This window comes from Pseudophaeobacter sp. 1A09344 (assembly GCF_041008745.1).
Taxonomy (GTDB): Bacteria; Pseudomonadota; Alphaproteobacteria; order Rhodobacterales; family Rhodobacteraceae; genus Phycobacter; species Phycobacter gallaeciensis_A.
Genome location: NZ_JAXGFS010000018.1, coordinates 34,122 through 60,082 on the forward strand (window position 1 = coordinate 34,122; position 25,961 = coordinate 60,082).

The 25,961-nt window shown below is 60.2% G+C and carries 27 protein-coding genes and 1 pseudogene; 9 read left to right on the top strand and 19 right to left on the bottom strand.

The genetic code is table 11. The features are described 5' to 3' along the window. Positions 1-169 precede the first annotated feature (169 nt). From SM765_RS21470 to SM765_RS21485, 4 genes are read right to left on the bottom strand one after another with little or no spacing between them, the layout of a single operon-like run. The gene (locus SM765_RS21470) at positions 170-595 is read right to left on the bottom strand and encodes a rhodanese-like domain-containing protein (protein WP_368981865.1); all 426 of its coding nucleotides are present in this window, start codon (positions 593-595) and stop codon (positions 170-172) included. Positions 596-619: 24 nt separating this feature from the next. Further along, the gene (locus SM765_RS21475) at positions 620-1,336 is read right to left on the bottom strand and encodes a DUF1499 domain-containing protein (RefSeq protein WP_368981866.1); all 717 of its coding nucleotides are present in this window, start codon (positions 1,334-1,336) and stop codon (positions 620-622) included. Beyond that, the gene (locus SM765_RS21480) at positions 1,329-2,630 is read right to left on the bottom strand and encodes an MFS transporter (RefSeq protein WP_368981867.1); all 1,302 of its coding nucleotides are present in this window, start codon (positions 2,628-2,630) and stop codon (positions 1,329-1,331) included. Before SM765_RS21480 ends, SM765_RS21475 begins: the two co-directional genes overlap by 8 nt. Further along, positions 2,627-3,478: a sterol desaturase family protein gene (locus tag SM765_RS21485; protein WP_368981868.1), complete on the bottom strand. Its 852-nt coding sequence runs from the start codon at positions 3,476-3,478 to the stop codon at positions 2,627-2,629. Before SM765_RS21485 ends, SM765_RS21480 begins: the two co-directional genes overlap by 4 nt. A 103-nt stretch (positions 3,479-3,581) precedes the next feature. On the opposite strand from SM765_RS21485, the gene SM765_RS21490 reads away from it, so the two are divergent. After that, positions 3,582-4,226 (top strand): ArsR/SmtB family transcription factor, encoded by a 645-nt coding sequence (locus SM765_RS21490; RefSeq protein ID WP_368981869.1) that lies wholly within the window; start codon positions 3,582-3,584, stop codon positions 4,224-4,226. A gap of 316 nt (positions 4,227-4,542) precedes the next feature. Here SM765_RS21490 and SM765_RS21495 read toward each other — a convergent pair whose 3' ends face one another. From SM765_RS21495 to SM765_RS21530, 8 genes and pseudogenes are all read right to left on the bottom strand, one after another. Then, positions 4,543-5,271 (bottom strand): DUF736 family protein, encoded by a 729-nt coding sequence (locus SM765_RS21495; RefSeq protein ID WP_368981870.1) that lies wholly within the window; start codon positions 5,269-5,271, stop codon positions 4,543-4,545. A 125-nt stretch (positions 5,272-5,396) separates the two neighbouring features. After that, entirely contained in the window at positions 5,397-5,699 is a 303-nt protein-coding gene (locus tag SM765_RS21500; RefSeq protein WP_368981871.1) for a hypothetical protein, read from the bottom strand. Beyond that, positions 5,696-6,361, bottom strand: a complete 666-nt coding sequence (locus SM765_RS21505) for a DUF6927 domain-containing protein (RefSeq protein ID WP_368981872.1) — start codon at positions 6,359-6,361, stop codon at positions 5,696-5,698. The genes SM765_RS21500 and SM765_RS21505 overlap by 4 nt, the downstream gene beginning before the upstream one ends. Continuing rightward, complete coding sequence (locus SM765_RS21510) at positions 6,361-6,954, bottom strand: regulator (RefSeq protein WP_368981873.1); 594 nt, start codon at positions 6,952-6,954, stop codon at positions 6,361-6,363. Before SM765_RS21510 ends, SM765_RS21505 begins: the two co-directional genes overlap by 1 nt. Before the next feature lie 74 nt (positions 6,955-7,028). Then, positions 7,029-9,011: a ParB/RepB/Spo0J family partition protein gene (locus SM765_RS21515; protein WP_368981874.1), complete on the bottom strand. Its 1,983-nt coding sequence runs from the start codon at positions 9,009-9,011 to the stop codon at positions 7,029-7,031. A gap of 155 nt (positions 9,012-9,166) precedes the next feature. After that, positions 9,167-9,556 carry a DUF3768 domain-containing protein gene (locus SM765_RS21520; protein WP_368981875.1) on the bottom strand — a complete coding sequence of 130 codons (390 nt, stop codon included), beginning with the start codon at positions 9,554-9,556 and terminating at the stop codon, positions 9,167-9,169. Between the two features lie 68 nt (positions 9,557-9,624). Then, positions 9,625-10,563, bottom strand: a complete 939-nt coding sequence (locus tag SM765_RS21525; protein WP_368981876.1) for an ArdC family protein — start codon at positions 10,561-10,563, stop codon at positions 9,625-9,627. 44 nt (positions 10,564-10,607) lie between these two features. Beyond that, a pseudogene (locus SM765_RS21530) lies at positions 10,608-10,973 on the bottom strand (hypothetical protein); the annotation flags it as partial. 445 nt (positions 10,974-11,418) lie between these two features. On the opposite strand from SM765_RS21530, the gene SM765_RS21535 reads away from it, so the two are divergent. Both SM765_RS21535 and SM765_RS21540 read left to right on the top strand, forming a co-directional pair. Next, a complete protein-coding gene (locus SM765_RS21535) occupies positions 11,419-11,769 on the top strand; it encodes an MbcA/ParS/Xre antitoxin family protein (RefSeq protein WP_065331695.1) in 351 nt (116 codons plus the stop codon). Next, positions 11,769-12,281, top strand: a complete 513-nt coding sequence (locus SM765_RS21540; protein ID WP_368981877.1) for an RES family NAD+ phosphorylase — start codon at positions 11,769-11,771, stop codon at positions 12,279-12,281. The genes SM765_RS21535 and SM765_RS21540 overlap by 1 nt, the downstream gene beginning before the upstream one ends. Before the next feature lie 174 nt (positions 12,282-12,455). On the opposite strand, the gene repC is transcribed toward SM765_RS21540, so the two are convergent. From repC to SM765_RS21560, 4 genes are all read right to left on the bottom strand, one after another. Further along, entirely contained in the window at positions 12,456-13,511 is a 1,056-nt protein-coding gene (gene repC, locus SM765_RS21545; RefSeq protein ID WP_368981878.1) for a plasmid replication protein RepC, read from the bottom strand. 240 nt (positions 13,512-13,751) lie between these two features. Continuing rightward, positions 13,752-14,720, bottom strand: a complete 969-nt coding sequence (repB, locus tag SM765_RS21550) for a plasmid partitioning protein RepB (RefSeq protein WP_368981879.1) — start codon at positions 14,718-14,720, stop codon at positions 13,752-13,754. Further along, positions 14,720-15,919, bottom strand: coding sequence for a plasmid partitioning protein RepA (gene repA, locus SM765_RS21555; protein WP_043754158.1), 1,200 nt, complete (start codon positions 15,917-15,919; stop codon positions 14,720-14,722). Before repA ends, repB begins: the two co-directional genes overlap by 1 nt. Positions 15,920-16,261: 342 nt before the next feature. Continuing rightward, a complete protein-coding gene (locus SM765_RS21560; RefSeq protein ID WP_368981880.1) occupies positions 16,262-17,170 on the bottom strand; it encodes a recombinase family protein in 909 nt (302 codons plus the stop codon). A gap of 226 nt (positions 17,171-17,396) precedes the next feature. On the opposite strand from SM765_RS21560, the gene SM765_RS21565 reads away from it, so the two are divergent. Next, entirely contained in the window at positions 17,397-18,464 is a 1,068-nt protein-coding gene (locus SM765_RS21565; protein ID WP_107818180.1) for a helix-turn-helix domain-containing protein, read from the top strand. A 173-nt stretch (positions 18,465-18,637) separates the two neighbouring features. Here SM765_RS21565 and SM765_RS21570 read toward each other — a convergent pair whose 3' ends face one another. Both SM765_RS21570 and SM765_RS21575 read right to left on the bottom strand, forming a co-directional pair. After that, entirely contained in the window at positions 18,638-19,957 is a 1,320-nt protein-coding gene (locus tag SM765_RS21570) for an MFS transporter (RefSeq protein ID WP_368981881.1), read from the bottom strand. Positions 19,958-19,965: 8 nt separating this feature from the next. Then, complete coding sequence (locus SM765_RS21575) at positions 19,966-20,226, bottom strand: metal-sensing transcriptional repressor (protein ID WP_368981882.1); 261 nt, start codon at positions 20,224-20,226, stop codon at positions 19,966-19,968. A gap of 84 nt (positions 20,227-20,310) precedes the next feature. Between SM765_RS21575 and SM765_RS21580 the strand changes: the two genes are divergently transcribed. From SM765_RS21580 to SM765_RS21595, 4 genes are all read left to right on the top strand, one after another. Next, a complete protein-coding gene (locus tag SM765_RS21580) occupies positions 20,311-20,667 on the top strand; it encodes a hypothetical protein (RefSeq protein ID WP_096807349.1) in 357 nt (118 codons plus the stop codon). Positions 20,668-20,727: 60 nt separating this feature from the next. Beyond that, positions 20,728-21,456: a HupE/UreJ family protein gene (locus SM765_RS21585; RefSeq protein ID WP_368981883.1), complete on the top strand. Its 729-nt coding sequence runs from the start codon at positions 20,728-20,730 to the stop codon at positions 21,454-21,456. Between the two features lie 17 nt (positions 21,457-21,473). Then, entirely contained in the window at positions 21,474-22,097 is a 624-nt protein-coding gene (locus SM765_RS21590; RefSeq protein WP_368981884.1) for a transmembrane anchor protein, read from the top strand. A 342-nt stretch (positions 22,098-22,439) separates the two neighbouring features. Continuing rightward, entirely contained in the window at positions 22,440-23,105 is a 666-nt protein-coding gene (locus SM765_RS21595) for a L,D-transpeptidase (protein WP_368981886.1), read from the top strand. A gap of 25 nt (positions 23,106-23,130) precedes the next feature. Here the strand turns inward: SM765_RS21595 and SM765_RS21600 are convergent, their stop codons facing one another. Further along, positions 23,131-23,415 (bottom strand): hypothetical protein, encoded by a 285-nt coding sequence (locus SM765_RS21600; protein ID WP_368981887.1) that lies wholly within the window; start codon positions 23,413-23,415, stop codon positions 23,131-23,133. A gap of 181 nt (positions 23,416-23,596) precedes the next feature. On the opposite strand from SM765_RS21600, the gene SM765_RS21605 reads away from it, so the two are divergent. Next, positions 23,597-25,945 carry a heavy metal translocating P-type ATPase gene (locus SM765_RS21605; protein WP_368981888.1) on the top strand — a complete coding sequence of 783 codons (2,349 nt, stop codon included), beginning with the start codon at positions 23,597-23,599 and terminating at the stop codon, positions 25,943-25,945. Positions 25,946-25,961 lie beyond the last annotated feature (16 nt).

The window sequence follows — 25,961 nt, forward strand, 5'->3', positions numbered from 1 at the left end:
TCGCTGCGAGATCGGCAAATGAGCGAACCAATTTACGAACACATCCGGCATGGCCGTCTGGAAGCGACCATACTGGCGATCCGTTGCTGCATTGTGTCGAATGGAGCAGTTCTATCGGCAGACAGCCCGGACGAACACTGTCGCCCGGACCCGTCGCAAACGCATCCCGTCAGGGCTTGAAGGCTCCGTCCTTTTCCCAGCCGCTGAATCCGGATTGCAGGACGAGGACGTTCGTGCGACCAGCCACGCGCAGGGCAAATGCCGCTTGGGCGGACAAGCTTCCGGTGTTGCAGAAGAGGATTGTCATACGATCCCCAGGGATCTCTTCGATCCGGTCAAGCACTTCGCGCCATTCGATGTTTACGGAACCGGGAATCGTCGCGGCTTCGAACTGCTCTGCATCGCGGGTGTCGACGAAAAGCGCCGTTTCAAAGACGGTCTGATCGATCTGTTGCGGCAGGATGATACCGGACTCATACTCCGAAAACATCATGTATTCCTGCATCGCCTCGATGGCGGCGTCCTGCGCCAGAATGGGCGTGGAATGGAGGCCAAGCGCGATAGTGGTCGTGGCAAGAACGTGGCTTAATTTCATCTGGGTGCTCCTTGGATTTCGTTCTCATTCGGTGACGTGTGATTGCAGCTCCGCCAGGAACGCCTCGATGCGCCGGGCGTTGGCGCCGCGGTCGATCTGCCCAAGGCGCGAGCGTGACCGCATGTCGATGCGGGTGCCTGTCTCTGTTTCGGTGACACGAACTGCCACCTCGTCCTCGAAGCCGAAGACGCGACTTCGGGCGATGGCTTCGATCTGGTTTTCAGCGGGATCGGCCGAGAGGACCGCCCAGCCACGCGTTTCGACAAGGGTCAGCGCCTTTGCGAAGGCGTCATCAATTGGAATCGAGAGGTTCACCGGGCGCACGTCGGGATAGGCAGAGCGTTGTGGCGCGGCATTCTCCGCGGGGTAGTCCGTTGGGGTCGCGGTGAACCAGAAGACTGGCGGGTCTTCGGTGTCGGTCGAGATGTCGTTGATCGGCGGCGTCGTGCGGGCGGCGATTTCGAATGCGACTCCGAGGCCCGCAACGGGCAACGACAGGATCAGGCCAATCAGCGCAATGATGGCACCGTTGCTCTTGCGAAAAGCCCCCGCCAAGGCCGTAAGTGCCACGATAACCCCCGCAAGCGCGATCCAGACACCCCAGCCGGCGAGGTCATAGGCTTTGGGCCAGGGCCAACCACCCGCACGATAGCCCCAGACAGAAACGGCAAGAAGCGCAATGGATACAAGACCCAGAAGGATCGGCACGAAGCCAAAGTGGCGAGTCATCGATTTAAGCATCTGTATCTTCCTGATCGGGAGCGGGATTGAGGCGGGGGTGCGTTTCTTCCATTCCAAGAATCAACCAGAACCCTGAGATCGCCATGGCGACGCCTGTCAGCCAGAACCCCGCCTGAAGCATGCCCGAAGCATCGGCGATTACCCCCATGGCCAGCGCCCCGATGGCATAGCCGAGATCGCGCCAGAACCGGTAAACGCCAAGCGCCGAGCCACGCCAGGAAGGGTGCGCGATATCGCCCATCGCCGCAATGAGGGTTGGGTAGAGCAGTGCCATGCCGACCCCGGTCACGGCTGCGGCAACAGCCCAGCCCGTGAGCGTGGCAAGGAACGGAAAGGCGATGACCCCGCCGGAGCAAAGGAAAAAGCCCGCGACCGTCGACCATTTCCGCCCGACCACGTCCGACAGTGGTCCGGTCCACAGCTGGCTGCCGCCCCAGACAAACCCGTAGATGCCGGTGACCCAGCCGATCTCGATCAGGCTGGCCCCCTGCGACACCAGGAAGACCGGCACCAGAGCCCACATCAGCGCGTCGACGAATTTCTCGACGCTGCCCGCCTGCGCCAGCGCCATGAAGGTCCGGTTGCGCCATGACACGAGGGCAAATATCTGGCCCGCGGTCGGACTGTCGGGTCCTTTGGCATAACGCGGTTGCGGCCCGCTGGTGGTGCCCGCCTTGTGACGTGCGGCTTCGGCCTGGGCAAAAGGAAGTGTCTCGGTGAATGCCAGCGCCGCCGCCGCAAGTGCCAGGAGGATCACCGCAAGGCCAAAGGCGAAAAGGCTGGTCCGCGGATCGAAATAGCTGGCCAGGTAGCCGGTCAGAAGGCCGGCCAGCGCCACGCCGCCGTAACCGGCGAATTCATTGAACCCGGTCGCCAGCCCTCGCTGCGATCCTTTCACGATGTCCATCTTGGCGGTGACGGTCATCGACCAGCAGAACCCCTGGTTGACGCCCAACAGCACGTTGGCCGCCACGATCCACCCCCAGCTTGGCGCCCAGAGGATCATGAAAGGAATCGGAAGCGCCACCAGCCAGCCCCAGATCAACACGCGCCTGCGCCCGACGCGCTCGGAGAGGCGGCCCGAAACGAAGTTCATCGCCCCCTTCACGATCCCGAAAGAAACAACAAAAGCGAAGATCGCGGTCATCGATCCATGAACGACGCCGAATTCCGTCTCGGCCAGCGCAGGGATCACCGTGCGTTGCAGACCGATGGTCATGCCGACAAAGAACACCTGCAAGAGCTGTTCAAGAAAGGGGCGCAGGTTTTCGCGGATGCCGAGAGCGTAGGTCATTCCCTATCCTCAACAGTGATACGCGGATCGAGAGCGTGGCCCGAAGCCGGGCCCCGCAAGGGCTGGACCAGCATCCTGTCGAGCCAAAGGTCGCGTCGTGTTCGGAACTGTTCGATCCCGATCGCCATGTCCTCATGGCCCTTGGCCGGTTGCGCCACATAGGTGCCGAGCAGCCGATCCCACCAGGGCAGGTTGAAACCATAATTCGAATTGGTCTCGCGCGGGTCGACGGAATGGTGGACCCGGTGCATGTCGGGCGTGACCACGAACAGGCGCAGCACCCGATCAACCGGACGCGGCAGATCGATATTGGCGTGGTTGAAAAGTGCGGTCGCGTTCAGGATCACTTCGAACAGCAGGACAGCGACAGCAGGCGGCCCAAGCGCCGCGACGACCGCCAGCTTAATCCCCATCGAGATCAGGATTTCCAACGGATGGAACCGCAGGCCCGTCGTTGCGTCGAAGTCGAGATCGGCATGGTGCATCCGATGCAGCCGCCAAAGTCCGGGAACCGCATGGAACATGACGTGCTGAAGGTAAATCGCCAGGTCGAGCACCAGCATCGACGCAACGATGGCAACCCAGGCGGGCCACTCGATGTTGTTGAACAACCCCCACCCACGGCCCTCGGCCATGACCGCCAATCCGACCGCGAGGATCGGAAATGTCAGGCGCAGGATCACCGTATCAAGAACGACCAAGGCAATGTTGTTCGTCCAGCGGATCAGGCGCGGAATCTCTCTGCGCCTTCGGGGGGCCGCGACCTCCCACAGTGCCATGGCCGCCAAGACGCCCAAGAATGCGGCAAGGCGAATTGTCGGCTCGGAGGAAAGGATTGTTTCGGTCATGCGTTCGGCTTTGCTCTTGTGGCGCGGACTGGATTCGCTATCATTCAAGCGATCACTTGAATGATGTAGTATCCAAAGGCAGCCCGTGTCAATCAGCCCGAAGATGGCCCTTCTCGAAGAATACGCCCTTGTTGCGCGCGCCCTGTCGGCGCCCGCGCGCCTCATGCTTCTGGAGCAACTGGCGCAAGGAGAACGGGGTGTGGAGGCGCTGGCAGAAAAGACCGGGCTCACCGTCGCGAACTGCTCGCAGCATTTACAGCAATTGAGGCGTTCGGGCCTTGTCACCAGCCGACGCGACGGCAAGGCGGTGATCTACAGTCTGACCGATGCGAGGACGCTGGCTCTGTTGGGCGTGCTGGGCGAAGTGGCTGAAAGGAACCTCGCTCAGGTCAGGGACATCCTTCGCGGGATTTCGTACGGCGAAGACGCCTTGGAACCGATCAAACGCGATGAGCTTTCTGCCCGACTGGCCGAAGGATCTGTAACCCTCCTTGACGTGCGGCCGGCCGACGAGTTCGCAGATGGCCACATTCCGGGCGCGGTCAACATGTCCGTAGCAGAAATGGATCAGTTCCTGACGGCCCTCGATCGAAACTCCGAGATCGTGGCATATTGCCGTGGCCCATACTGTGTATTCGCACATCAAGCCGTGGCGTTCTTGCGCAAGAATGGATTTAACGCCCGTCGCATGGAAGGTGGTCTGCCTGAATGGCGTGAAGAAGGTCAGGCTGTTCGGTCGGCATACTGATCCACAAAGGCCTTGTTCGCGGAGCCATGGGTTTACTTGACTACGTCAAAGCACTGCGCGTTGCCAGGTTCTCGAGATGTCGTAGCTACTCGCCCAGACGCCGCTGGATATCTCATGAGGGAGATATGTTCCGCCCCCAGTCCGCTTCGCGCAGCCTGCAGACATTCTCAACGCGATGCACGGATGTCAGCTGAGGGCCGGTCGCGCCTGACACATTGCTACCAGATCATATTTTCACTCAAACGGACATGGAAAAAAGGGAACCGTGTTCCCACGGCTCCCCTCGCTGTTCAGGTCTTTTGTCCTCATGCCAAGGTCACGCGACCAGCGACAGCCCCGCACCTGCGTCCTGCGGCTGCTCACCGCTGTCGATGAACGGGATGATCGAGAAGGTCTGTCCGCCGCGCTGTTCTTCGTTCTGCACGGCGTTGACGCGCAGGTCGCCATCGGGCGTGTTGATCAGCAGCGACAGGTAGTCATTGCCCGTGCGGCTGCTTTTCGCCATCCAGGCCGAGCCGACGCGGATCGGTGTGCCACGGGGCGAGCTGACCTCGATCCGGTAATCGGGGTGGGTCTCCTCGGATTTGTAGTTGTTCTCGATCAGCATGAACTCCAGATCGAACATCATATTGGCGATGTAGCCGGTGAAGGCGTTGTCCGCGTCCATGGCGGTCAGCTCGCCCGAGATTGAGCCGGATTTCATCAGACCGTTCGAGACCAGCGGGATGATCTCGAATTCACCACTCTGAGCCGCGCGCGTTTCCTTCGTCTGCACCGCGTTGACGCGGAACGGGCCAAGGCCGACATCGATCTGCATCGAGATGTAGAGGTTGCCGCTGGTGTTGCCGGTCTCGTTCCAGGCCGTGCCGATACGCACCTTGCGGCCCGACTTGTTGATCGCCGTCACGTCGTAATCCGGGCTGCGAGCGGACATCTTGGCCCGTGTCTCAAGCGTGATGGCGATGTCAAAGTGCGTCGAGTTGATCATGCCGGTGTACTCGGCGGTTGCGGTCTCGACATTGCGGGTGAGGGTTCCTGCGAACATGGGATGGTTCCTTCTTGGATTGGCCGGTGCCTGACATCCTTGCCAACGCATCCGGGATTGCTTTCTCGACCCCTCATGGGATCACAAATCAGAAAGCCTGCTTTCCTTTCAGCCCCGCCCAAGGGTCAAAGCTGCCGTCCGAGGGGGAATGCCACCGCGCTTCCGGGTGCTACGCCCCTCCCCTGCCCGTCTGGCCTTGATTGGCTACCCGGATTATCCGCGCCGTCCTCCGATCGTGCGACGAAAAACTCCGCCTCTTTACCGTTCAACCGGTCCCCGCCCCGGTCGGTCAGACCGATGCAGCTGCCGTTCGGCACGTAGATAATGAGGTACTGACCGAGCCAGTCCTTGTGGACAACGTAGCCGATATTGGCCCAATGCACTGTCTGCCCGGCATCGACCGCAGCTTTGATTTCTTCGAGCGTCATGATCTCACCCGTCCCTGCCCCACCATAAACTCGGCGAGCACCGGGCTGGCCGCGCCCTTCGCGGAGTTGAGCAGCTCCGAGCAGGCAAGTGAGGCTTTGGACAGGCGCACGAGGCCACCGGTTTCCTCGATGCGGTAGCAGCGGCGCTTTTGCCGCCCGCGCCTGTAGTGCGTCGCGGTGACGATCTGGCAGGTGCTGCCATCGGTCAGGGTCACAGGGGCGGCTAGCCTGATCTTGTCGCCTTCCTGGTAGTCCGGGATTGCGGCCCAATCCCGACAGCGCTGACGCCAAGCATGCGCGTAGCTGTCCGGGTCTTTCAGCTCGGAGAGGAGCTCGATCAACCCAAGGGGAGCGCGCGACTCGTTCGGGCCAGCGCTTTCCTCCATGTCCTTGTAGCCCCAGCAGCCGTCATCATATCGGGTGAGGAAGACGGCCCCAAAGGTGATCGCGCCGTTAGGATCGGTGACATAGGTCGCGTCTTCGACCGGGGTGCCGTCGAGACTGGTGACCCTTGCCGCCGCATACCAGGTGGAGCCAACCTTGCAGGCCTTGACCAGTTCGGTCTTGCGCGTATCGCTCTCAAAGGTGCAGAGCCGGGCGATTTCCGCTTTCTCATCCGCGTAGGTCTGGACGCGGCGATCGGTGTAGAAAAGCCATCCCATTATGCCGCCCTCCGGTCATCGAGTTCCATCAGCGCATCAAGCGGCACGCGGTAGGGCTGCATCGCGTCAAAATCCTCGCAATTGCCGCAGTTCTGCACGATCGCGAAGGTATCGCAGGCATCCTTGAGGATGACCCGGAACGTGCCGCCAAGCCCCGAGGGCACCTCGTAGGTTCCACCGATGAGGAAGTCCGACGCCCTGCGCACGAAGACGCGGATGCTGTGGCCATCGGTGGCGAGCCGGATCGCGCCCTGCCCCCGATCGATGAGCACCTGCACGTTATCCAGGATGTCGGTGTAGAACTGGCCGGTCAGATCACGGAACGCCATGCGGCGCTGCGCCATCCAGTCGGTGTCGCGAAACGGGTTCATGCCATCGGCGAAGGCAAAGGACGGATCGGCCTGCTCGGTGGTAACGATGCGGGTGGTCGTGCCATCGATGCCGTTCGAGCGCAAATGCACGCCATTGCCGACGATGAGGATCAGGGCGGGCCTGTCCACAGGTCCGTTCCAGTTGGGCAGGAAGGTCTTGCAGGCGCGGGCATGGGCGATCTGCGCCGCGACAGCGGAGGCAGAGAACTTGAGAATAGCCATGGGGATGTCTTTCGGTTGGGTGTGGGAGGATCGACCCGCGCGGGCGGCATGGCTCGCGCGGGTCGCGTTTGGACTCAGGCCGCTTGCGCGACCTCGCTGTCACATTCCGGACTTTCCGCAAAGGGCGCCGTCTCGTCACAGACGACACCGGCGGTCTGCATCATCGGCGGGCACCAGGCGGCCACGGCGGCACGCTGTGCGTCGGTGAGCGTGGCGAAGGGCTCGGCGAAGAGCTTGTCGCAGAAGGCGACGATCTCCTTCTTGCTCGACGAAGCCAGCGTTACCGCCTCCTGGGCCAGTCCCAGATCCTCGCCGAGGATCTTCAGGAGCCATGCCTTCTTGAAGCGATTGAAGAGCGCCGCGTTCGGCGTCCAATGGGCGCGGATATCTGGCATGATCTCGATCTCAAACGCATGCATCAGGCTGTCACGCTGGCGGTCCCGGGCAAAATAGGACTGCGTCGTGCTGGCCGTCGCATAGGCCACGAGCTTGGCCTTCTCACTTGCCTCGAGCGCGCGAAATGCCGCGAACTGATCGGCGGGCGAGCGGCTGTCATCGAGCCAGGAGTGGTCAAGCGCATCATGGGCCTCTGCCACCTGCTCGAGCGAGGTTGCGTCGATCTCGTCCATCTTGGCGTGGCTGCGGTATTCCTTGCGGGCCTCGACCTTGATCGCCTGCGTGACACTCATGCCGCTGGCCAGAACGTCACTGACCAGCTTAAAGAGCGTCAGATCGAGCGTCGCCTCCGGATGCAGCGCCATCGCGGCGCCAAGGGCCATGGCCCGCTCGGTCTTGAGGTCCTCGGCCAGCGAGGCTGGATAAGTGATTTCGCCGGCGTCCGGGGCCTCCTCCCCCGTTGGGTTGCTTGAAGAGCCACGCGCGCCCTCCTCTTTCGCGGTGTCCTCCGGGCGCACAAGCCCCAAATGAAGCGTCACCTGCCCACTCGACCAGGACGCGACCACGCCTGCGCGGGCAAGGTCCTCGGTGCTGTAGGCCTCCTGTAGGTCGCGGGCTTCCTCTTCCAAGGCGTCCACGCGGTCGTAGAGCGCATTGTAGGCATCGTCTTCGAGCCCCTCATCCTCCATCTCGAGCTGGAGTTGCTTGAGCGCGGCGGTGATCTCGTCGATGCGCTTCTGGGCGGCCTCGTCCGGCTCAATGGGACCGGGATAGACCCGGCCGTAGTCCGCCATCGCCGCGTAATCGTAGCGGACCAAGGCATCTGCCCAGGCAAAACCCATCTTCGCGCGCGCCTCTTCGGCGGCAGCCCCGAGCTTCTCGAGCAGGATGGTCTCGACCAGCGCCGCATCCTCGAGCACCGAATGCTCTTCCAGGAGATCGGCCGCGATGGCCCCGCCGCGGGCCTCATAGTCCTCGCGCACGAAGGCCCCAATATCGTCGCTGACCTGCACCCCGCGGGATTTGAGCGCTTGACGGACAGTGTAGGCCTGCAGGAAGCTGTCTTCCTTAGTGAGCGCCTCGTAGACCTCCTTCTGCACCTTCTGGCTCGGGTGCTCGGCGAAGGCTTTCATCGTGTCGAGCGTGATCGTCTTGGCCCGGGCCGCGGCGCGTATGTCGGGGTGGATCAGGCCATAGCGCAGACGCCCCTTCACGGCGGCGATCGTGGTGCCGAAGGTCTTGGCGATGGTCTCGGGCGTCTGACCGTCGACCTCCATCATCCGCGCAAAGGCCTCGAATTCGTCAATGGCGTTCATCGGCGCTTGCGTGATGTTCTCAGCGAGCGACAGCGCTGTGGTCACGTCACAATCCTCGGGCACGAGGCGGCAGTCGACCTTGGTTTTCGAGGTGAACCCCTTCTCGCTCTTGTCCGCGACCAGTTCCTTCAGGGCGGCATGGCGGCGACCGCCTGCGAGTACGGCATATTTGCCGTCGATCTTCTGAACCAGGAGCGGCTGCAGGAGGCCCAGCACGGCGATGCTGGCTTTCAGATGCGCGATGTTCTCGGGGTCATAGGTTTCGGGGGAGTTGCTGCGCACATTGGCGGGGTGAGCTGTCAGATCGCCGATGGCGACGGAAGCGGGATTGAAACTTGCGGTCATGGGATATCCTTCTTGGTGAGTTAGATGCGGCCCGCGCCATCACGCGCGTGACCAATCCCCGGCTGTGGGGATCACCACGACAAAAGGCCCACTCTCCCTTTGAAGGGTCAGCGGGCCTTCATTTCTTGGGGTGTCAGAAGGGGGTATCCCCTCCCCTACCAGTCGCGCGCCAGCATGATGGTCAGCACGCGCATTGTGGACGCGGGATTTTCCGGGGCCTCGGCCCCGTAGCGGAAGTCGGAACCTGCTTCGTATAAATCCAGTTTCCAGAACACCGTCTCGCCCCGGATCTCGACCGCCCCGAAATCGTGCCAGCCTTCGGGATCATTCTCGGGTTCGAACGTGTCGAACGCCCCCGTGGCCTTCACAGCCTCGGCCATGAAGCCGTCACCGGCCTCCATAATCGAGCGGGTGACATGCATCCGGCCCTGGATGGGCTGCTCAGGCTGCACCCCGAGGCACACGAGCTTGCGAAACGCGTCGTTCTGCGCTGCGATCACACTCGGATCTGGGCTGTCTGTCTGGGGTTGTACGGCGATGGTCATGGGGCATTCCTTTGAAAAGTTGAAACACCCTCTCCAAAGCCTGCTTTCCCTCTACCGGCACACACCGCTCAAGCGGCCTGGGCGCCCTCCCCTGCCCTACCCGCCTCCGACCGTGCGATCAGGTAGTCGCAGGCGCGCTGCGCGTCGGCCGCGTGCTTGAAGATCGCGTTTTTGTCAGAGCGCAGCACGCGCAGCCAGTTGTAGAGATACGCCGCGTTCATCTCGAGTGTATGGGCTGTAAAACCGAGCGTCTGGCCCAGGAACACGGAGGTCAGCTCGGCGACGATCTCCTCGCGCGCATAGGACGTGTTGCCAAACTTCGAGAACCCGAAATCACGGTTCAGTCGATGGGGGGCCTTCGTGGCATGGGCCAGCTCATGGGCCCAGACCCCGTAGAAATTCCGCGGGTTCTCGAACCGCGCAATCGACGGCATGAACACCTTGTCCACGGGCGGCAGGTAATAGGCTTCCGTCCCCGTGAAGACGGTCGTGATGTCGATGGTGTCGAAAAACGCCTGCATGTGCGGGATGGGCTCAGACGACGGATGCTCGGGCTCGGGCTCCGGATCTGGGAAGAAGCTGTCGGGCAAGCCCTCGATCTGGCAGGCATTGAACACGCGATAGGATTTCTGGAAGCGGAAGATGCGGGCCTCCTCGGACCGATCATCGCTCTCTCCCAGATCATCCTCGCCGTCGGCGTCTTTCCGGGTTTGGCCGTAGTAGACGACTACAGAGGATTTCTCTCCCTTGCGGACCTTTGCTTCCAGTGCATTGGCCTGCGGCAGCGTCATCCAGAAAGGTGAGCTATGACCCGCCATCACCGTTCGCATGGTGAGCAGAAAGTTGTTGACCCCTTGGTAAGGCTCTCCTCCAACGCGCAGAGGACGCGAGCTGCCGCCTGCCGTCCAGGGCTTGCGCCACGGCAGGACGCCGCGCTCGATGATGCGGATGATTTCGTTGGTGATGACCTCGGAGGCATCGAATTTGGGCGTGCGGGATCGGGCCATGGCTGGCCTCCTTTCGAGTGTTGGTGAGGGGGAGTGACGACTAAGTTGACCGATCCGTCTCGCCTCACCTTCGGCAGGTTCGCGAAGGCGATGACATCGGTGATGGGCCGGATATCGATGAGGGGCGTTCCTCGTGCGACTGCCAGGGCGGCCAAGGGAAAGCACTCGATCGGCGTGAGAGTCGAAACGGTGGTCCAGCCGAGATGCAGGAAAGTGCCACCCTCCCCGCAGATCACATCCGCGTCCGGCATTGTCGCCGCCTGCCTGAGATAGCCGAGGTCACGCTGGACGGTCTGGCGTTCGAGCTGCTGTGCCAGCGCCGTCTGGCCAGTTCGGCGCAGTTCTCTATGCCGCCACCAGGAGGCAGCGGTCGCGCGCAAGACACCTATTTGCATGGGAATGCCCTTCATCAGGAACGGCAGACCGGAACCCGGCCCGGACCCGTCCGAGGCACCCCAAAGGCCCTCATCCGTCAGTCACAAAACCCGAAGTCCACTTTCACTTTCCACCAGCCAACTGGTCTCAAGTAACTGTCAATGGATCGACACCACCGCGAACTCCAGTGACTGCATACAGTAAGTGCCGGTTCCGATCCAAGATCGGCAAGCCATATCGGCAACTCCGGTCAGACTGCCGCAGTCTTTGTCATATTATCAATAACTTATCTGACGTTCTAGATCGGCAAAGAACGCGCCAACGGCGACTTCTCAAGCCCAAAAATCAGGTTTTTCGACATTCAGAGTAATGGAGCGTTACGAATAAGTATGGGAAACGAAGGCACAGCACCTCCTGAAAACTTGAATTTCAGCAATATTGCCGCTATATACCGTCAATATCACTGTAGGAGCACAGATCATGCACATCACGAGCTTTGCTGAAGCTGGGCAATTCGAACCGCGGAAGATCGCCGCGGTGCTACGCACATCAGCAGAAGAGATCGCATTGACCGTCGGCTTGGGCAAAGACGCGTTGCAGAGGCGAGCCCGCATCGGTTCGGACAAGACGCAGCGCCGCCTGCGCGAATTAGTAGAGGTGCTGAACAAAGTCGAACCCCGCTTCGGCTCGGAACTGATGGCCTATGCATGGTACCGGTCAGAGCCCCTGCCCGGCTTTGATGGCCGGACAGCCATGCAGCTGGTGCAGGAAGGCAAAGCTCAGCAAGTTCTGGAGTACATCGATGCGGTCGATGCGGGCGTCTTTGCCTGATGCCGCTGAAAGATGGACGCTACTCAGGGCCACTCTACCGGGCCCTGAACCCGGTCTATGCGCGTGAACCTCTGTCCGGACGTGGCGCTGATCTCTATGGAGGGCGCTTCAACGCCAACGGCACCCCTGGCCTCTACACCTCGCTGGATCCCGCGACCGCACTCAGAGAAGCCAACCAGGTCGGCTGCCTGCAACCCACGATCCTGGTGTCCTACAAGGCCGACCTTGGGCCTATTTTCGATACCCGCGATCAGGACATGCTCAAACGGTATGGTATGACAGCGTCAATGCTTGCCGACCCAGCATGGCGCATGAAGATGCTCGATGGCCAACCTGTGCCGACACAGGATTTGGCACGCGCCCTCATAGCGGATCGGTTTGCGGGGCTTCTGATCCAGAGTTTTGCGAAGGGCGCGTCATCATCGGACTTGAACATCGTTTTGTGGGCCTGGACTGACAATACCGGTTCTTTGGAAGTGGTGGATGACGAAGAGCGGCTGTCACGCATGTGAGTTGTGAGACTTGGTGCCTGATCTGTCCACCGCGGTGGACATCAGCGGGTCGGAGGAACACGGATTGACCGTGCGTTATCGCTCTAGTGTAATTTGGCTCGGTCGCTTTGATGCACGTGGAGAGCGCGCGCGTCATTGGACTAGTTGCCGGCCAGACGTCCACCGCGGTGGACACTAGGCGGATTGCATAGCAGCTTTGGACAGACGCTTGATCAAAACCACTGGATCAAACTGGTCTCGACGTTGGCCCAAGGTGATACTGTGAAAATACGCTCCAAAGTCCCTGATGCGTTGTCCAAGTTGTAGCATGATGAAGATCGCGCATGACGCTTTCTGAGCTCCTACTGCATTCTTGGCTTTCTCGAATGTATCTGGGTGAATCCCCATCATGGGTGCAAGAATTCGAGCATGGTTTTCAATGTCCAACCAGTCTCTAAGTCTCTCTGTTGAGAACGATGTCGCTTGATCGCAGACTGAGGTTAGCAAGTCTGGTTTCAGAGCTTCAGTGCCTATGTTGCTATCTAAATCTTTTTTTTCTTCTTCAGACTTAGATTGGTGCCGGACAGTTTGTCCGTCATTGGCGGGCAATTCCACAGTTTCTGGTGGGTCATCTGGGGTATACAAACTCTGGCATTCTTTGTCCGTGTCGGCGAGCAGCGCGTGGTATTCGGGAAGGCTCAGCTTCCTGCGTAGAGCTCTTCGTGCGTGGTTGATGAATGTGTTTCTGGGATCATGCTCTTCCAAATGGGCGAGCTTTGTTAGGATCTGTTTGCGGACAAATATCCGATCCCGCCGGTTATTTTCCATCTCATGCGCGATGGCGATAAGCTCGCTCGCACGTTGGAGGAGGGGGGTTAGAGACAGTCCATAGCTGATGCATTCCCCGCTGGACGAGCGAACGCGGTAGCGCTTTCGGTTTGAACTGTCGTTGCGTTTGATGAAACCGAGTTCGACGAAGCGGTTGATGTGTCTGCGGAGTGTCCGTTCGTCGATTCCGCCGACGCGCTGGCAAATGGAGTCGTTGGACGCGAAAACCGTTTCGCCATGGCCGGGCTTCAAGAAACTGAGCATGGCTTGAAGTGTTTGGATATGGCCAGGACGCAGACCGAATACGCTACGTGAATCTCTCAGTGCCCTGAAGATGGTCCAGATGTCGGTTTCAGCCGCAGAAATTGAGCCGCGTGATGCATCAGCACCAGCGGTTCTGATCGATAGTTTTGTAAATGCCATGGTTTCTTCACGACGACCGTTCGGCCCACAACTTCCCGGTCTCTTCCCGAGATTTCGCTCAGAAAAAGGCAATAAAAATCGGTCCACCGAATCGGTGACTCTTGACCGGTTTGCTGGAGGTTGCTACATCATGAGTGCTAATCGAATGATGAGGGCTCTCCAGGGGGAACTTTGGGGGGCTCTTTTCTTTCTGGTCTTCGCTTTTCTCCTCTGCTCGCGTTACTCTGTGTGGCTTGGGGCTTAGGACCCAGAGCCGCTCTCATTCCGCCACTGTTCGAAGAGCTGCAAAAGCGTTGCCTCCGCGCGCTCTTCGATCCATTGGCCGAATTCTGGGTTGTCCTTCTTGGCGATCTTGATGGCGATCGTTTTCTGATCGACTGTCAGCGTTCCCACAGAGCTACCGTCCGCATCTTTGACGACGGACGTTAGGCTGCCGTTGGCTTGCTTTTTGTCGCTACGCGCCTTGTTCGAGCAAGCCGAGTAGACTGCCTGGAACTTTTCCGCGCTTGGAGTGTCGTCGGGCAGGGCAGCAATCACCTCTTTGGCCGTGTTCACCAGATCTATCTTTTTCGAGAAAGCGGCCAGGTCACCCCATTGCCGTCGTCCGATGCCATGTGCTGGCCCTATTAGCTGTACAAGCCCTTCTGGCAGTTGCTCTATGACGACGCGATGGTTGGACACGCCCTGCCGTGTCAAGCCGAGAGCATCCTGAATGACGTTTGGCTTGTAACCTGATTCCTGCATCTCTTTGATAAAAATAGATTTCTCAATAAAAGACGGGTCTAGTCGGAGGTTGTTCTCTTGGCCCTGTGCGATCAGAGAAGCATCGTCATCCAAGGTCCGAACGATCGCCTTGACCGTTCCGCCGACCATGCGGATCGCTGCAAGCCTGCGTCGTCCGTAGATGATGCGGTATCTGTCCGGTTGCGCTGATGGGCGGACCATAATTGGTACTTGTTGCCCATGCTTGCGAATGCTTTCGGCCAACTCATCAATGCTGGAATCCTCCAGCACCAACCGATCGCGCAGGCCATCCATATCAATCTGGTTGGGCTCGATGTCACGGATCGAATTCGCGGTAATCTCGCGCAAAGAGTCGCGCAATCCGCCGACAGAACCTGGCAGTTTTGCTGCCTTTGATGGGGTAGGGGAGGGGACCGCGCTCTCCTTCTCGTCCTTTGGTGGCTGATTGAAGATGTTTCGGGCCATCAGCGACGCCCCCATGCCATTTGGATTGTCTGCTCCAACTCATCGCCGACGCCGTTCACGCTGGTCAGAGCGCGATCAATCGTTTTTCTGATGAATTGGCTCGGATCAACTTCGTAGACGGTTTGCTGGGTCATACCGGCGTCCGAGATTGCCGTAGATTTCAACATTGGTTCAGTCATGACCTGTCCGGCCAGGATCGATCTCAGGTAGCCCGCCATTTGCGTCTGAGGCCCGTCCGAGGGCTCGTATCTCGTGATCAAGAACTTAACGAAGTCCCAGGTAACGCGCCGGCCAATGGCTTCTTCGACAGCCTTCACCGTTTCCGAAGCAAGCTTGAGGAACTGGCTCATCGAAGCAATGTCGAGCATGCCTGGTACGACCGTTACCAGGAGCCCAGTCGAGGCTGCCAACGCCGTTAGGGTAAGAAAACCAAGTTGAGGCGGGCAGTCGATCAGAACGATGTCGTAATTCGCCTCTACTTCCTCAAGCGCTAAGGCGAGGCGCTCCGCAAATATGGGCTGCACCCGGCGGGCGAGGGCGTTTGCCGTCTCGGTTTCGTATTCCGAGAGCATTAGGCCCGCTGGGACCATATCGAGCTTATGGAAGTAGGTTTTTTGGATGACGGCTGAGAGTGGAACTTGTTCCTCATATCTCAGGGCATCATAGATTGTGCCGCCTTCGGCGAACTCGAGCTCGGGCCGAAAGCCGAAAAAGGTGGTCAGACTTGCCTGCGGATCGAGATCCAAGACCAACACTCGGTAGCCTCGCAAGGCATACCGTTGTGCAAGATGTATCGTTGCTGTCGTTTTTGACGATCCGCCTTTGAAATTGACGACGGATATCACCTGGAGACGATCGCCCTCACGTCGACCAGGACGGTAACTTTCTGCGTTCTTTCCAGTGCGCCCCAGAATATCGCGCAACTTATCAATCTCTTGGGCTGTGTAGAACCGGTGTCCGCGGTTGTCTGTATGCACTTCCGGGAAGCTGCCGTCCTTGTGCCGGTTGCGCAGGTTAGATGTGCTCACGCGCAAGAGGCTGGCGACCTCGGTAGAACTGAAACGGCGCAGGGACTTTCGTTCTTCGGGCTCGAAAGCGATCTTCATCTGGCGATCCAAAGACTCAGCCAGATTGTCGGCAAATGCTCCGATGTCGGAAGACCCTATGCCTTGCGCGTATCCAACGTTACGATCATCCATATCCTGCCGCCCACTCTCGGCCTCTGTTGAGGCTCTTGGTCATTCTGACGGTGTACAGCGTATCTGACGCGTTTTGCCGTCAGAATGGGAATGCCACGATCCAGTGAGTCCGGCAAGAAGAATCTAGATGTAGTGTGAAAGTTATCCACAGCACCAATACGTTCAGGCGCATCAGGATAGCCGTAAACGTTTGATTTTATTGCATTAAGTCGACGTGATCGCGCTTCAAGCTACCAATCCGAATTGTTTGGATGGTTTCAGCTAAACCCATGCAACCAATGGCACAATTGACCTTCTGACGGTGTCTGGAGCGATAGATTCAGTTGGATGAGCCCCTGCTAGTCACAGTCGGGAGTGAGCCGATTCTGATGAAATTAGACCAAGTCGCTCCGCTCGTTCGAGCAACATCCTGACTGAGGACGGTTGCCAGCTTGTACGTCCCCGAGGAGTCCGCTCACGCATGGATTCCAGTCGGTCACAGATTGCCTGAAGAGTGATGTCTGGGTCCGCGCCCTTGATGCCGGCGACGATTGCGGGCAGGCGGTCATCGGTTTCGCGCCGTCCGGCGCGGCCAAGCACTTCATCGGGCAGAAACCCGTCGCGCACATATGCCTTCACAGCGCGGAGCAGGCGGCTTTGGGTCCAATGACGATCATGGGGCAGGGGGGCATTGATAATTCGCAGGACGTCTTCCCAAGCCATATCGGGGCGCAAACGGCGCACATGGGGCACCCAATCCTGCGCAGACTCGTTCAGGCGCTCCATGTAGCCGTCCTGCCGCGCCAGCCGCACCTTGCGCAGCGCGGCGGGGTCCTTGGCGCGAAGCCCTGGGTTGCCACCTACGCGCCCTTTGGCGCGTGCCGAGGCAAGCCCAGCCTTGGTACGCTCGCGGATCAGAGCACGTTCAAACTCGGCCGCAGCGCCCAGAACCTGCAATGTGAACTTGCCTTGCGGGGAAGCGGTGTCGATGGGGTCCTGCAGGGAGCGGAAGAAAGCTCGCTTGGCCTCCAGACGTTCGATCACCTCCAGCAAGTGCGACAGAGATCGCGCAAGCCGGTCGATCCGCACAACGACCAGCGTATCGCCGCTCTGGACGCGTTCCAACACGCGGGCAAGCACAGGCCGCGCACGATTTCCACCTGAGGCGTGTTCTTCGAAAATCGCGGAACATCCCGCAGATTGGAGGGCCTCCAACTGGGGCAGGGGGGTCTGATCCTCTGTGGATACGCGCGCATAGCCTATCAGGGACATGAAATCGGACCGTTTGCAATTTAAGATATCGCTACTAAACGACCGTTTGTAAACAGATGCAAGGGCGCTCTCTGTGGTGCTGCTCATCAAAAACCCCTTGGTTTTCATATGCGGAGCGCGATCAGAGAGATCTCGCAGACCACCGCGCGCGCGTGCTATATAAGGTGTGCAGGTGCACCCTGACAAAACACTTGGGTAAAATGCAAAAGTTCCGTATTTTGCGCATATGAAGCCTCAAGTATCTACGCAGTTTGATAGTTTTGACGATCCTCTAGTGGATGCGGAGGGGCTTGAAGAGACGTCTGCGGACGACCTGTGGTTCCTGCCCGGTCCAATGGATGGGGAGCCAGATTATCTGCCGCCTGGACCGAGGGCAGAGCTGCCTGAAACTGCAGTCCTCGACGATTGGCGGAAGGCAGAGGCAGGCAACGCCGCCCATCTCGCCCGTGTGGCTGGCCGGATTGGCGCGCTGGATGATCGTCTGCACCGTGGCCCGGACGGCTGGCGGCATAGGCTCGCGCTGATGGAGGCGGCAGACCTCAGCTGGTTTGTGGGCGATCGAATTGGCCCGGATCGGCTGGCGCTCTGGACATCCATGCGCTTGTCCGGGGCGCAGGAAGACACCGCAGCGCTCGCGCGTGTCGGATGGGCGGTGCGGCGTCTTGCCGGCGGTCCCGGACCCGAGGTGGACCTATCCGCTTTCCTCGATCGCCGTGACCCTGAAAACATGGCGGATGGAGCCGATCCCTTCGCGGATCGCGCCTGCGGTTGGCTTGACCTGATGGCGCAAGCCGCCAATCTGCACCCGATCACGCGCGCTTGCCTGGGCTTCCACCTCTGGAGTCTCGCCGGCCTCGGACAGCATGGCGACAGGATGGAAGCGGCGGTCACCGCTGCGCGGATCGCATCGAGTGAAGGGAAAGGGGCAGTCTTTGCGCCTCTGGCAATGGGCGGGGCAGGGGGGCTACGAGCCGGTGGTCCGCCGGTCGACCGTCTCGCGCGTTGGCTCGACGGCATCGAGACGGCATGCCTGACAGCGATGCGGCACCTTGACGATATCGAAGCTTGGGCTGCGCGGGCGGAGGCCGAGATGACGCCGCTTTCAGGCAAGACACTCCCTTCCTTGCGCGCTGTGCTGATCGAATGGCCGCTCGTTTCGGCCCCGATGGCCGAGGCCCTGACGGGTGCCAGCCGTGCCGCCGTCCAGCGCAACCTTGCCTGGATGGAAATGCGAGGCCTGATCCGCGAGGTGACAGGGCAAGGGCGATTCCGGATGTGGCGGATTGCAACTTAGGTTTAGCTCGTCGTCCGGAGGACAAAAATTTACGTTTAGGTCGAAACAGCCGTACGCTACGCTTGTAGAGCTTCACGCATCGAGCCCATGAAGCCCAATCTTACGTGGTTGATGGCTGTCCGTAAGGGAGAAAGTAAACTTGCCTGCGTCCTGTCTTGGCCTTGATCCACAACTTAGAAATGCGTGGCCCAGCGGGGATGGCTCTCGTCGATGATCAAGGCGTGGCTGTGCCTGCGATGCCCTTGCAGATGGGGGTGATCAAGCGGCAGATTGTCGTGGGTATGCTCTACCTCGACAGGATCGTTTGCGGGCCAGAGCTTCAATGCAATAAGCATTCCAATGCCAGCGAGGAGGGCCAGTCCGGCCAGCGCGGGAATGACGCCATAGACCGTCAGCATCCAACCCGACAATGGATAGGTCACCAGCCAGCAGGCGTGCGACAGCGCGAATTGCGCTGCGAAGAGTGCCGGGCGGTCTCCGGCATGGGCGGAACGGCGCAGCAAGCGGCCCGAAGGGGTGAGGACGGCGGAATACCCAAGTCCCACCAGCAACCAGGCTGCCAGAAGGATCGACCAGCCGAGCCCGGCTACGAGGACCGTCATTCCCAGCCCCAGAAGTGTCGCCACCATCAGCAGCGCGCCACCGAACATCACAGGCCGGTCCGGCAATGCATCCAGAACACGCGGCAAAGCCAAAGCGGCCGTCATGGAGCCCGCACCGAAGGCGAACATCGTCCAGGCCAGTGCACTCTCGGACAAGCCAAGCTCTCCGCGCACCAGAACGACGGTATTGACCAGCACCATCGCGCCTGCCGCCGCGGCCGCGAGGTTCAGAGCCAGAAGCCCACGAAGACGGGGCGTGGCAAGATAGATGCGGATGCCGCGCGTGGTGCGGTCATAGACGCCGCGCGGCACGGATGGACGGGGGCTCGGCAGCAGTACCGAGACGACCAGGAGTGCCGAGGCGGTAAAACCTACCACTGTGCCGATGAACAGCGCGTTGTAAGACATCACTGCCAACAGAAGCGCGGCTAGGGTCGGGCTGACGATGTTTTCGAGATCGTAGGCCAGCCGGGACAGCGACAACGCGCGGGTATAGCGCGCCTCTTCGGGCAGAATGTCCGGGATCGTCGCCTGAAATGTTGGCGTGAAAGCGGCGGAGGCCGATTGCAGCAGGAAGATCAGCACATAGACCTGCCAGACCTCGGTCACGAAGGGCAATGCCAGCGCGACACCGGCACGCACCAGATCAAGCGTCACCAGCAGCGCGCGGCGCGGCACCCGGTCCGCGAAGGCCCCGGCGATGGGGGCGATGCACACATAGGCCACCATCTTGATCGTGAAGACCGTGCCCAGCACCAGCGCCGCGCCATCCCCCGCGAGATCGAAGGCGAGGAGCCCGAGGGCGACTGTCGCGAGCCCGGTGCCCAGAAGGGCGACGACCTGCGCCAGAAGCAGATGACGGTAGGTGCGGTCGGAAAGGATATCGAGCATGGCGAGCCTCAGAGATAGCGGGCGATCGCCCGTAGTTCGGCGCGATCTGTTTCGGAACCTTCGACGTTCAGGCAATGATCCATATGGTCATGGATCAGCGCCCGCTTCGCGTTCGTAATAGCCTTTTCGACCGCCTGCATCTGTTGGGCGATTTCGAGGCAGGGCTTGCCTGCCTCGATCATCTCGATCACGGCGCGCAGGTGGCCGTCAGCACGTTTCAGCCGGGCGACGAGGGCGGGATGACTTGTATGAACCGGGGAATCTGTCATATGAAAAGCTTATCCTCCCCTGGGGGATAGAACAAGATGGTGCCGCGACGCACCACGCGAGCGACGAGCGGGCAGGCAGAGTTGATGACAAGTTTACGGACAATCGGAAAGGCGGCTTTCGCGACCCTTCTCTGCGCGGCCATTCTTGTCTGGTCGGTGATGCCTACAACCTCGCACGCTCCCGCGATCATCGATGTGCTGCAGGAGCACGCGGAGATGATCGCCGAGCACGGGCATTCGCACGGTTTGGAAGAAGACCTGGCTTGGGCCATGCACGGGCACAGCCACGACAGTATCGATCACGACCACAGCCAGGCGGTTGTGCCTCGCCCCGATCTGTCGCCGCAGCCGCTCGATATCTACAGGACCGCATGGTGGCTGAGTTCAGCCACAGCGAATACGCTACGGATAGACCAGATCGAACGACCTCCGCGCGTCTGATCGACCGCGCGCTATCGGCGCGTTTCATTCGATCATCAACACATATGCGGAGTTCAATCCATGACTACAGTCCATCGGGGCTGGACCGATCCCGGCATACGCCGGATCGTGATCCTGTCCTTCATTACGCTGTCAGCGCTTATCTCAAGTGCGGGCCACGCGCTTGCCCATAACGTCACCGAAGATGACGCGGGCTACATCCAGGAAATCTGGGGGGTAAACATCATTCCCTTCATGTATCTCGGTGCCAAACACATGGTGACGGGTTACGACCACATCCTGTTCCTGCTTGGCGTCGTCTTCTTCCTCTACAGGATGAAGGACGTGGGCATCTATGTGAGCCTCTTCGCCCTCGGGCATTCGACCACGATGCTGCTCGGCGTCTGGTTCGGCTGGGGCATCAACGCCTACATCATCGACGCCATAATCGGCCTGTCGGTCGTCTACAAGGCGCTCGACAATCTCGGCGCCTACCAGCGCTGGTTCGGGTTCCAACCCAACACCAAGGCCGCGACGCTGATCTTCGGCTTCTTCCACGGCACTGGCCTGGCCACCAAGATCCTCGACTACGAGATCGCCTCGGACGGACTTCTGGCCAACCTGCTGGCGTTCAACGTGGGCGTCGAGATCGGTCAGCTTCTGGCGCTCGCCATGATCCTCATCGTCATGGGCTACTGGCGAAAGTCCCCGAACTTCTTCCGCCAGGCCTACACCGCCAACGTCGTCATGATGTCGATGGGGTTCATCCTCATGGGCCTGCAAATCACCGGCTATTTCGTAGCCACCTGAGAAAATTGGAGACCCAAATGTTCAACGCAGAAAAACCGAGCCTCGAAGAACTGCCAAGCTCCGCGCAGCTGATCCGTTCCACCGCCATCGCGGCCGCCAGCGCTGTCGCGATCCTCGTGGCCGTCGTGTTGCCCGCTGAATACAACATCGACCCGACGGGGATCGGTGGAGTCCTTGGACTGGCGGAGATGGGCGAAATCAAGGCCCAGCTCGCGGAAGAGGCCGAGGCCGACAGGCTGATGGACCTCGAGGCAGAGGAACAGTCGAGCCTGATGAACGATATCTTCGGACTCTTCGTCGGCGCGGCACACGCGCAAGAAGCCGAAGTCTGGCGCGACGAAATTACCTTCACTCTGGCACCCGGGGACAGTGCCGAATGGAAACTGGTGATGGAAGAAGGCCAGACGGTCGAATACCGGATTATTGTCGAAGGCGGTCGCGTGAACTTCGACATGCATGGCCATGGCGGCGGTCAGTCGGTGACCTATGATAAGAGCCGCGGCTCCACTGGAGACGAAGGCGAAATCGTCGCCGCTTTCGACGGCGAGCACGGCTGGTTCTGGCGCAACCGCGACAGCGAGCCCGCCACCGTGACCGTTCAGGTTTGCGGTGAATATGCCGAATTCAAAGACGCCAGTTAATCTTAGGTGCTGCCATTTCTGCGCTATGTGGGAAGGGCAGCACCTACTCGTTGGGCCTAGCAGCCAGTTCCGCGCACATCGCGGCAATGACGGTTGTGAGATCTCGAGACAGAAGTGCATGATTCTTGGCGTTTTTGCGCACACAAGATCTGGCCCAACGAACTCGTAGCTTATCAGTCGATACAAAGTGCAACCGTAGCAGGCGATCTCGGACTGAAAGAACTGCCGACTTATTCACGAAAACTTGCCCTTGAACCTCTAGCTACTAGAAGTCTTATCTAGTGAATTTGAACACATACCGGTCTTGCCTTTAATCGCCGGTGGGAACCGAAAGGGTACGACATGCTGACAAGACGACACTTCATTCAGACAACAACGGCGCTATTTTCGGTGACCGGTCCCGGCATGGCTTTTGCCGACAGTTGGCCCACCGAGGCTCAGAAGGCTGACTGGGACGCACAGGTGACGCCGCAGAATTATGTCCCCGAGACCTCCAACCCATGGGGATTGCACCCGCGGTTCCTACCGCAACGTGTAGTCGCGAACGACGGTCTCGTGCCGGGAGATATCCATGTCGATGCGGTCGCGCGATATCTCTACCACATTGAAGAGGGTGGAACCGCGATGCGCTACGGCGTCGCGATCGCGCGGGGAAACCTCTACGAGCCGGGTGTCTATACCATCAAGCGCAAGGTCAGGTGGCCGCACTGGCAACCGACACAGAGCATGATCAATCGCGACCCCGAACTTTATGCTGACATTGCAGATGGCATGGAACCCGGACCGGAAAACGCACTTGGATCAAGGGCGCTTTATCTCTACCTCGGGGATCGCGATACCCTTCTACGCATTCATGGCACTCCGAGCCCACGGAGTATCGGTGGCCGCGCAAGTTCGGGCTGCGTGCGGATGGTTATGGCGCATATCAATGACCTATATCCGAACGTCGAAATCGGCTCTACGGCCTATCTTTACTCGGCGGAGGACAGCGTTACTGCCCGCAGTTAAGCCAAGCAGCGATCGGCACACGTAACTAGGTTTCGCGAGGGGTGCAGATACGGTTGCCGTTCGGCGTGCGCAGTGGAACCAAGGTAGTTTCGACCGGACCGCTGTGTTCGTACCAGTAGCACCCGTCTTCCGGCACCAAGCGCGCGGTTGCAACATCCTGATCCGGGGCAGCCAATGCAATCACAGCTTCGGGAACGTTGCCCCGCTGGTCTGCCGCGTCGCCCGGCCCAATCGGCTGGACTGCGCACCCGGCCGTAAGCGACAACGCCACTGCGACCATCATTTTTTGCTTCAGCATCAAAACCCGCATCAACCTTCCTTTCGTGACTGTTTTCTTTGCAGCGGCTGTTCATGCTTAAAGGCGCGATAGAGCCGGTCACCGCATCCTCTAGCAATAAAACAAACTGAAATACCACCGTATTTTGCACTTGAAGCTCTAGCTACTGTAGGGGCTATGGCATGGTGAACCACCCGAATCCAGAGGTCCGTTCATGCCGTCCGACACCCATCGTCACGATCACGCCGAAGATACCCAGACAAGCGGCGGCAGCTGCTGCGGCAGCGCCGGATCGTGCGGCAACATCGCACCGACGACACCCGCGCCAGCTGGCGGGCGCAGTTTTCAGGTGTCCGGCCTCGATTGCGCCGAGGAGGTGGCGATCCTGAACAAGGTGGTGGGCCCGAAGATCGGCGGGGCCGAGCATCTCGCGTTCGACGTGATCAATGGACGGATGACTATTCTCGACAGCGCCAAGAGTGTATCGGACGGCGAAATTGCAGAACTGGTCGCAAGCACCGGCATGACCGCCAAGCCTTGGGATGCCGAAAACGCGTCGGTCGACCAGGCGGCCCATCTTGCACGCCAGCGGCTGTTTACGGCGCTCAGCGGCGGCTTCTGGGCCGCGGGATTTCTGTGGCACATCATCGAGACCGGCATGGGGGGGGCACTCGGCCTCTTCGCAGGGCACGGCGAAGCGCCGATGCCACTGGTCGAGGCAGGGCTGTTCGCGGTTGCGATCCTGTTCGGTGTCTGGCTCGTGGCACCCAAGGCATGGTCGTCCGCACGGCGGCTGTCGCCCGACATGAACCTGCTCATGGTCGTCGCAGTCGCGGGTGCAATTGGCCTCGGCGAATTTTTCGAGGCTGCGACGGTTGCGTTCTTCTTCTCGCTCTCGCTTTTCCTCGAAAGCTGGAGCGTCGGGCGTGCGAGGAATGCGGTTTCAGCTCTGCTGGACCTGGCGCCGCCGACGGCAAGAATTCTTTATGATGACGGTTCGGAAGCGGACGTACCGGCTTCTGCGGTTGCTATCAACGCACGTTTCGTCGTGCGCGGCGGAGACCGCATCCCATTGGATGGTGAGGTTGTCGATGGGGCAGGGGCCGTCGATCAGGCGCCAATCACCGGAGAGAGTGCGCTGGTCCCAAAGGAACGGGGCGACGAAGTCTATGCCGGTACGATCAACGGCGAAGGCACACTGACGGTGCGCGCCACGAAGGCCGCCTCGGACACCGTGTTGGCCAAGATTATCCGCATGGTCGGCGACGCCCATGCCCGCCGCGCGCCGGTGGAGCAGTGGGTGGCGAAGTTCGCCCGCATCTACACGCCTATCGTCATGGCTCTCGCTATCGCAATTGCCCTGCTGCCGCCGCTCATTTTCGGTGGGGCCTGGGATTATTGGTTCTACAATGCACTCGTGCTGCTGGTGATCGCCTGCCCGTGTGCTCTGGTCATCTCAACACCGGTCTCCATCGTCGCCGCACTCACCGCCTCAGCGCGGGCTGGGGTGCTGATCAAGGGCGGTGCATATGTTGAGGCACCGGGCAAGACCACTGCACTGGCCATGGACAAGACCGGCACGATCACCATGGGCGAGCCGGAGGTGGCGGCGGTGCATCCGCTGGGCAAAGCATCGGCGCAAGATCTGATGACCCTCGCCGCTGGGCTGGAGGCACGTTCCTCGCATCCCTTGGCGCGCGCCATTCTCGCGCGGGCAGAAGCCGACGGCATCAATGTGTCCGCCGCGCAAGATACCCGAACCGTTCCAGGTAGGGGACTTGAAGGACGCACAGACGGCCGGTCGATCTGGCTAGGGTCCGACCGGTTTGCCGAGGAGAAGGGTTTCGGCGACGCCATTCCGAAGGATCTGCGCGACCGCATCGAAGGGGCCGGCAGCACCCTTGTTTCCGTGGGCGACGACACTGGCGTCACCGGCATCCTGGAATTGCGCGACCGTATCCGCCCCGACGCCAAGGGCATCGTGGCACAGCTCCACGCGCAAGGCGTGAAGACCATCGTCATGCTGACGGGCGACAACGAGCGGACAGCGCGCGCCGTTGCCGCCGAGGTCGGCATCGACGAGGTCCGCGCCGAGCTTCTACCCGAAGACAAGGTGACTGCCATCGAAGAACTGGTCGAAACGCATGACATGGTGGCCATGATCGGCGACGGGGTGAACGACGCCCCGGCCATGGCGCGCGCGCATTACGCCATCGCAATGGGTGCCGTTGGTTCGGACGCGGCAATCGAGACGGCGGATATTGCCCTGATGACAGACGACCTCGGGAAGGTGCCTTGGCTGATCGGTCATTCGCGCCGGACAATGTCGATTATCCATCAGAACATCGGTATTTCCTTGGCGACCAAGGGCGTTTTCGTTGTCGCTACTGCGTTCGGAGTGGCATCGATGTGGGGCGCTATTGCAGCCGACGTAGGAGTGTCATTGCTGGTGGTGGCCAACGCCCTGCGCCTGCTGAACAGCCAAGAGGCCAAGGCGCCGCCGTCCGGCGGTGAGCAGGTTGGTCCACAGATGACAAAAGCCGCGCTTGCCCACGGACATTGATCAGGCAGCATTTGCA

Coding starts and splice junctions, on each gene's coding strand:
- SM765_RS21525 (WP_368981876.1), bottom strand. CDS start 10,563: ATGGCCCGATCCCGCACGCCCAAATTCGATGCCTCCGAGGTCATCACC.
- SM765_RS21565 (WP_107818180.1), top strand. CDS start 17,397: ATGAAGCCTCAAGTATCTACGCAGTTTGATAGTTTTGACGATCCTCTA.
- SM765_RS21510 (WP_368981873.1), bottom strand. CDS start 6,954: ATGGCTATTCTCAAGTTCTCTGCCTCCGCTGTCGCGGCGCAGATCGCC.
- SM765_RS21560 (WP_368981880.1), bottom strand. CDS start 17,170: ATGTCCCTGATAGGCTATGCGCGCGTATCCACAGAGGATCAGACCCCC.
- repC (WP_368981878.1), bottom strand. CDS start 13,511: ATGGCATTTACAAAACTATCGATCAGAACCGCTGGTGCTGATGCATCA.
- SM765_RS21470 (WP_368981865.1), bottom strand. CDS start 595: ATGAAATTAAGCCACGTTCTTGCCACGACCACTATCGCGCTTGGCCTC.
- repA (WP_043754158.1), bottom strand. CDS start 15,919: ATGGATGATCGTAACGTTGGATACGCGCAAGGCATAGGGTCTTCCGAC.
- SM765_RS21480 (WP_368981867.1), bottom strand. CDS start 2,630: ATGACCTACGCTCTCGGCATCCGCGAAAACCTGCGCCCCTTTCTTGAA.
- SM765_RS21500 (WP_368981871.1), bottom strand. CDS start 5,699: ATGACGCTCGAAGAAATCAAAGCTGCGGTCGATGCCGGGCAGACAGTG.
- SM765_RS21485 (WP_368981868.1), bottom strand. CDS start 3,478: ATGACCGAAACAATCCTTTCCTCCGAGCCGACAATTCGCCTTGCCGCA.
- SM765_RS21575 (WP_368981882.1), bottom strand. CDS start 20,226: ATGACAGATTCCCCGGTTCATACAAGTCATCCCGCCCTCGTCGCCCGG.
- SM765_RS21605 (WP_368981888.1), top strand. CDS start 23,597: ATGCCGTCCGACACCCATCGTCACGATCACGCCGAAGATACCCAGACA.
- SM765_RS21490 (WP_368981869.1), top strand. CDS start 3,582: ATGGCCCTTCTCGAAGAATACGCCCTTGTTGCGCGCGCCCTGTCGGCG.
- SM765_RS21540 (WP_368981877.1), top strand. CDS start 11,769: ATGCCGCTGAAAGATGGACGCTACTCAGGGCCACTCTACCGGGCCCTG.
- SM765_RS21495 (WP_368981870.1), bottom strand. CDS start 5,271: ATGTTCGCAGGAACCCTCACCCGCAATGTCGAGACCGCAACCGCCGAG.
- repB (WP_368981879.1), bottom strand. CDS start 14,720: ATGGCCCGAAACATCTTCAATCAGCCACCAAAGGACGAGAAGGAGAGC.
- SM765_RS21515 (WP_368981874.1), bottom strand. CDS start 9,011: ATGACCGCAAGTTTCAATCCCGCTTCCGTCGCCATCGGCGATCTGACA.
- SM765_RS21600 (WP_368981887.1), bottom strand. CDS start 23,415: ATGCGGGTTTTGATGCTGAAGCAAAAAATGATGGTCGCAGTGGCGTTG.
- SM765_RS21595 (WP_368981886.1), top strand. CDS start 22,440: ATGCTGACAAGACGACACTTCATTCAGACAACAACGGCGCTATTTTCG.
- SM765_RS21505 (WP_368981872.1), bottom strand. CDS start 6,361: ATGGGATGGCTTTTCTACACCGATCGCCGCGTCCAGACCTACGCGGAT.
- SM765_RS21580 (WP_096807349.1), top strand. CDS start 20,311: ATGACAAGTTTACGGACAATCGGAAAGGCGGCTTTCGCGACCCTTCTC.
- SM765_RS21520 (WP_368981875.1), bottom strand. CDS start 9,556: ATGACCATCGCCGTACAACCCCAGACAGACAGCCCAGATCCGAGTGTG.
- SM765_RS21535 (WP_065331695.1), top strand. CDS start 11,419: ATGCACATCACGAGCTTTGCTGAAGCTGGGCAATTCGAACCGCGGAAG.
- SM765_RS21570 (WP_368981881.1), bottom strand. CDS start 19,957: ATGCTCGATATCCTTTCCGACCGCACCTACCGTCATCTGCTTCTGGCG.
- SM765_RS21590 (WP_368981884.1), top strand. CDS start 21,474: ATGTTCAACGCAGAAAAACCGAGCCTCGAAGAACTGCCAAGCTCCGCG.
- SM765_RS21475 (WP_368981866.1), bottom strand. CDS start 1,336: ATGCTTAAATCGATGACTCGCCACTTTGGCTTCGTGCCGATCCTTCTG.
- SM765_RS21585 (WP_368981883.1), top strand. CDS start 20,728: ATGACTACAGTCCATCGGGGCTGGACCGATCCCGGCATACGCCGGATC.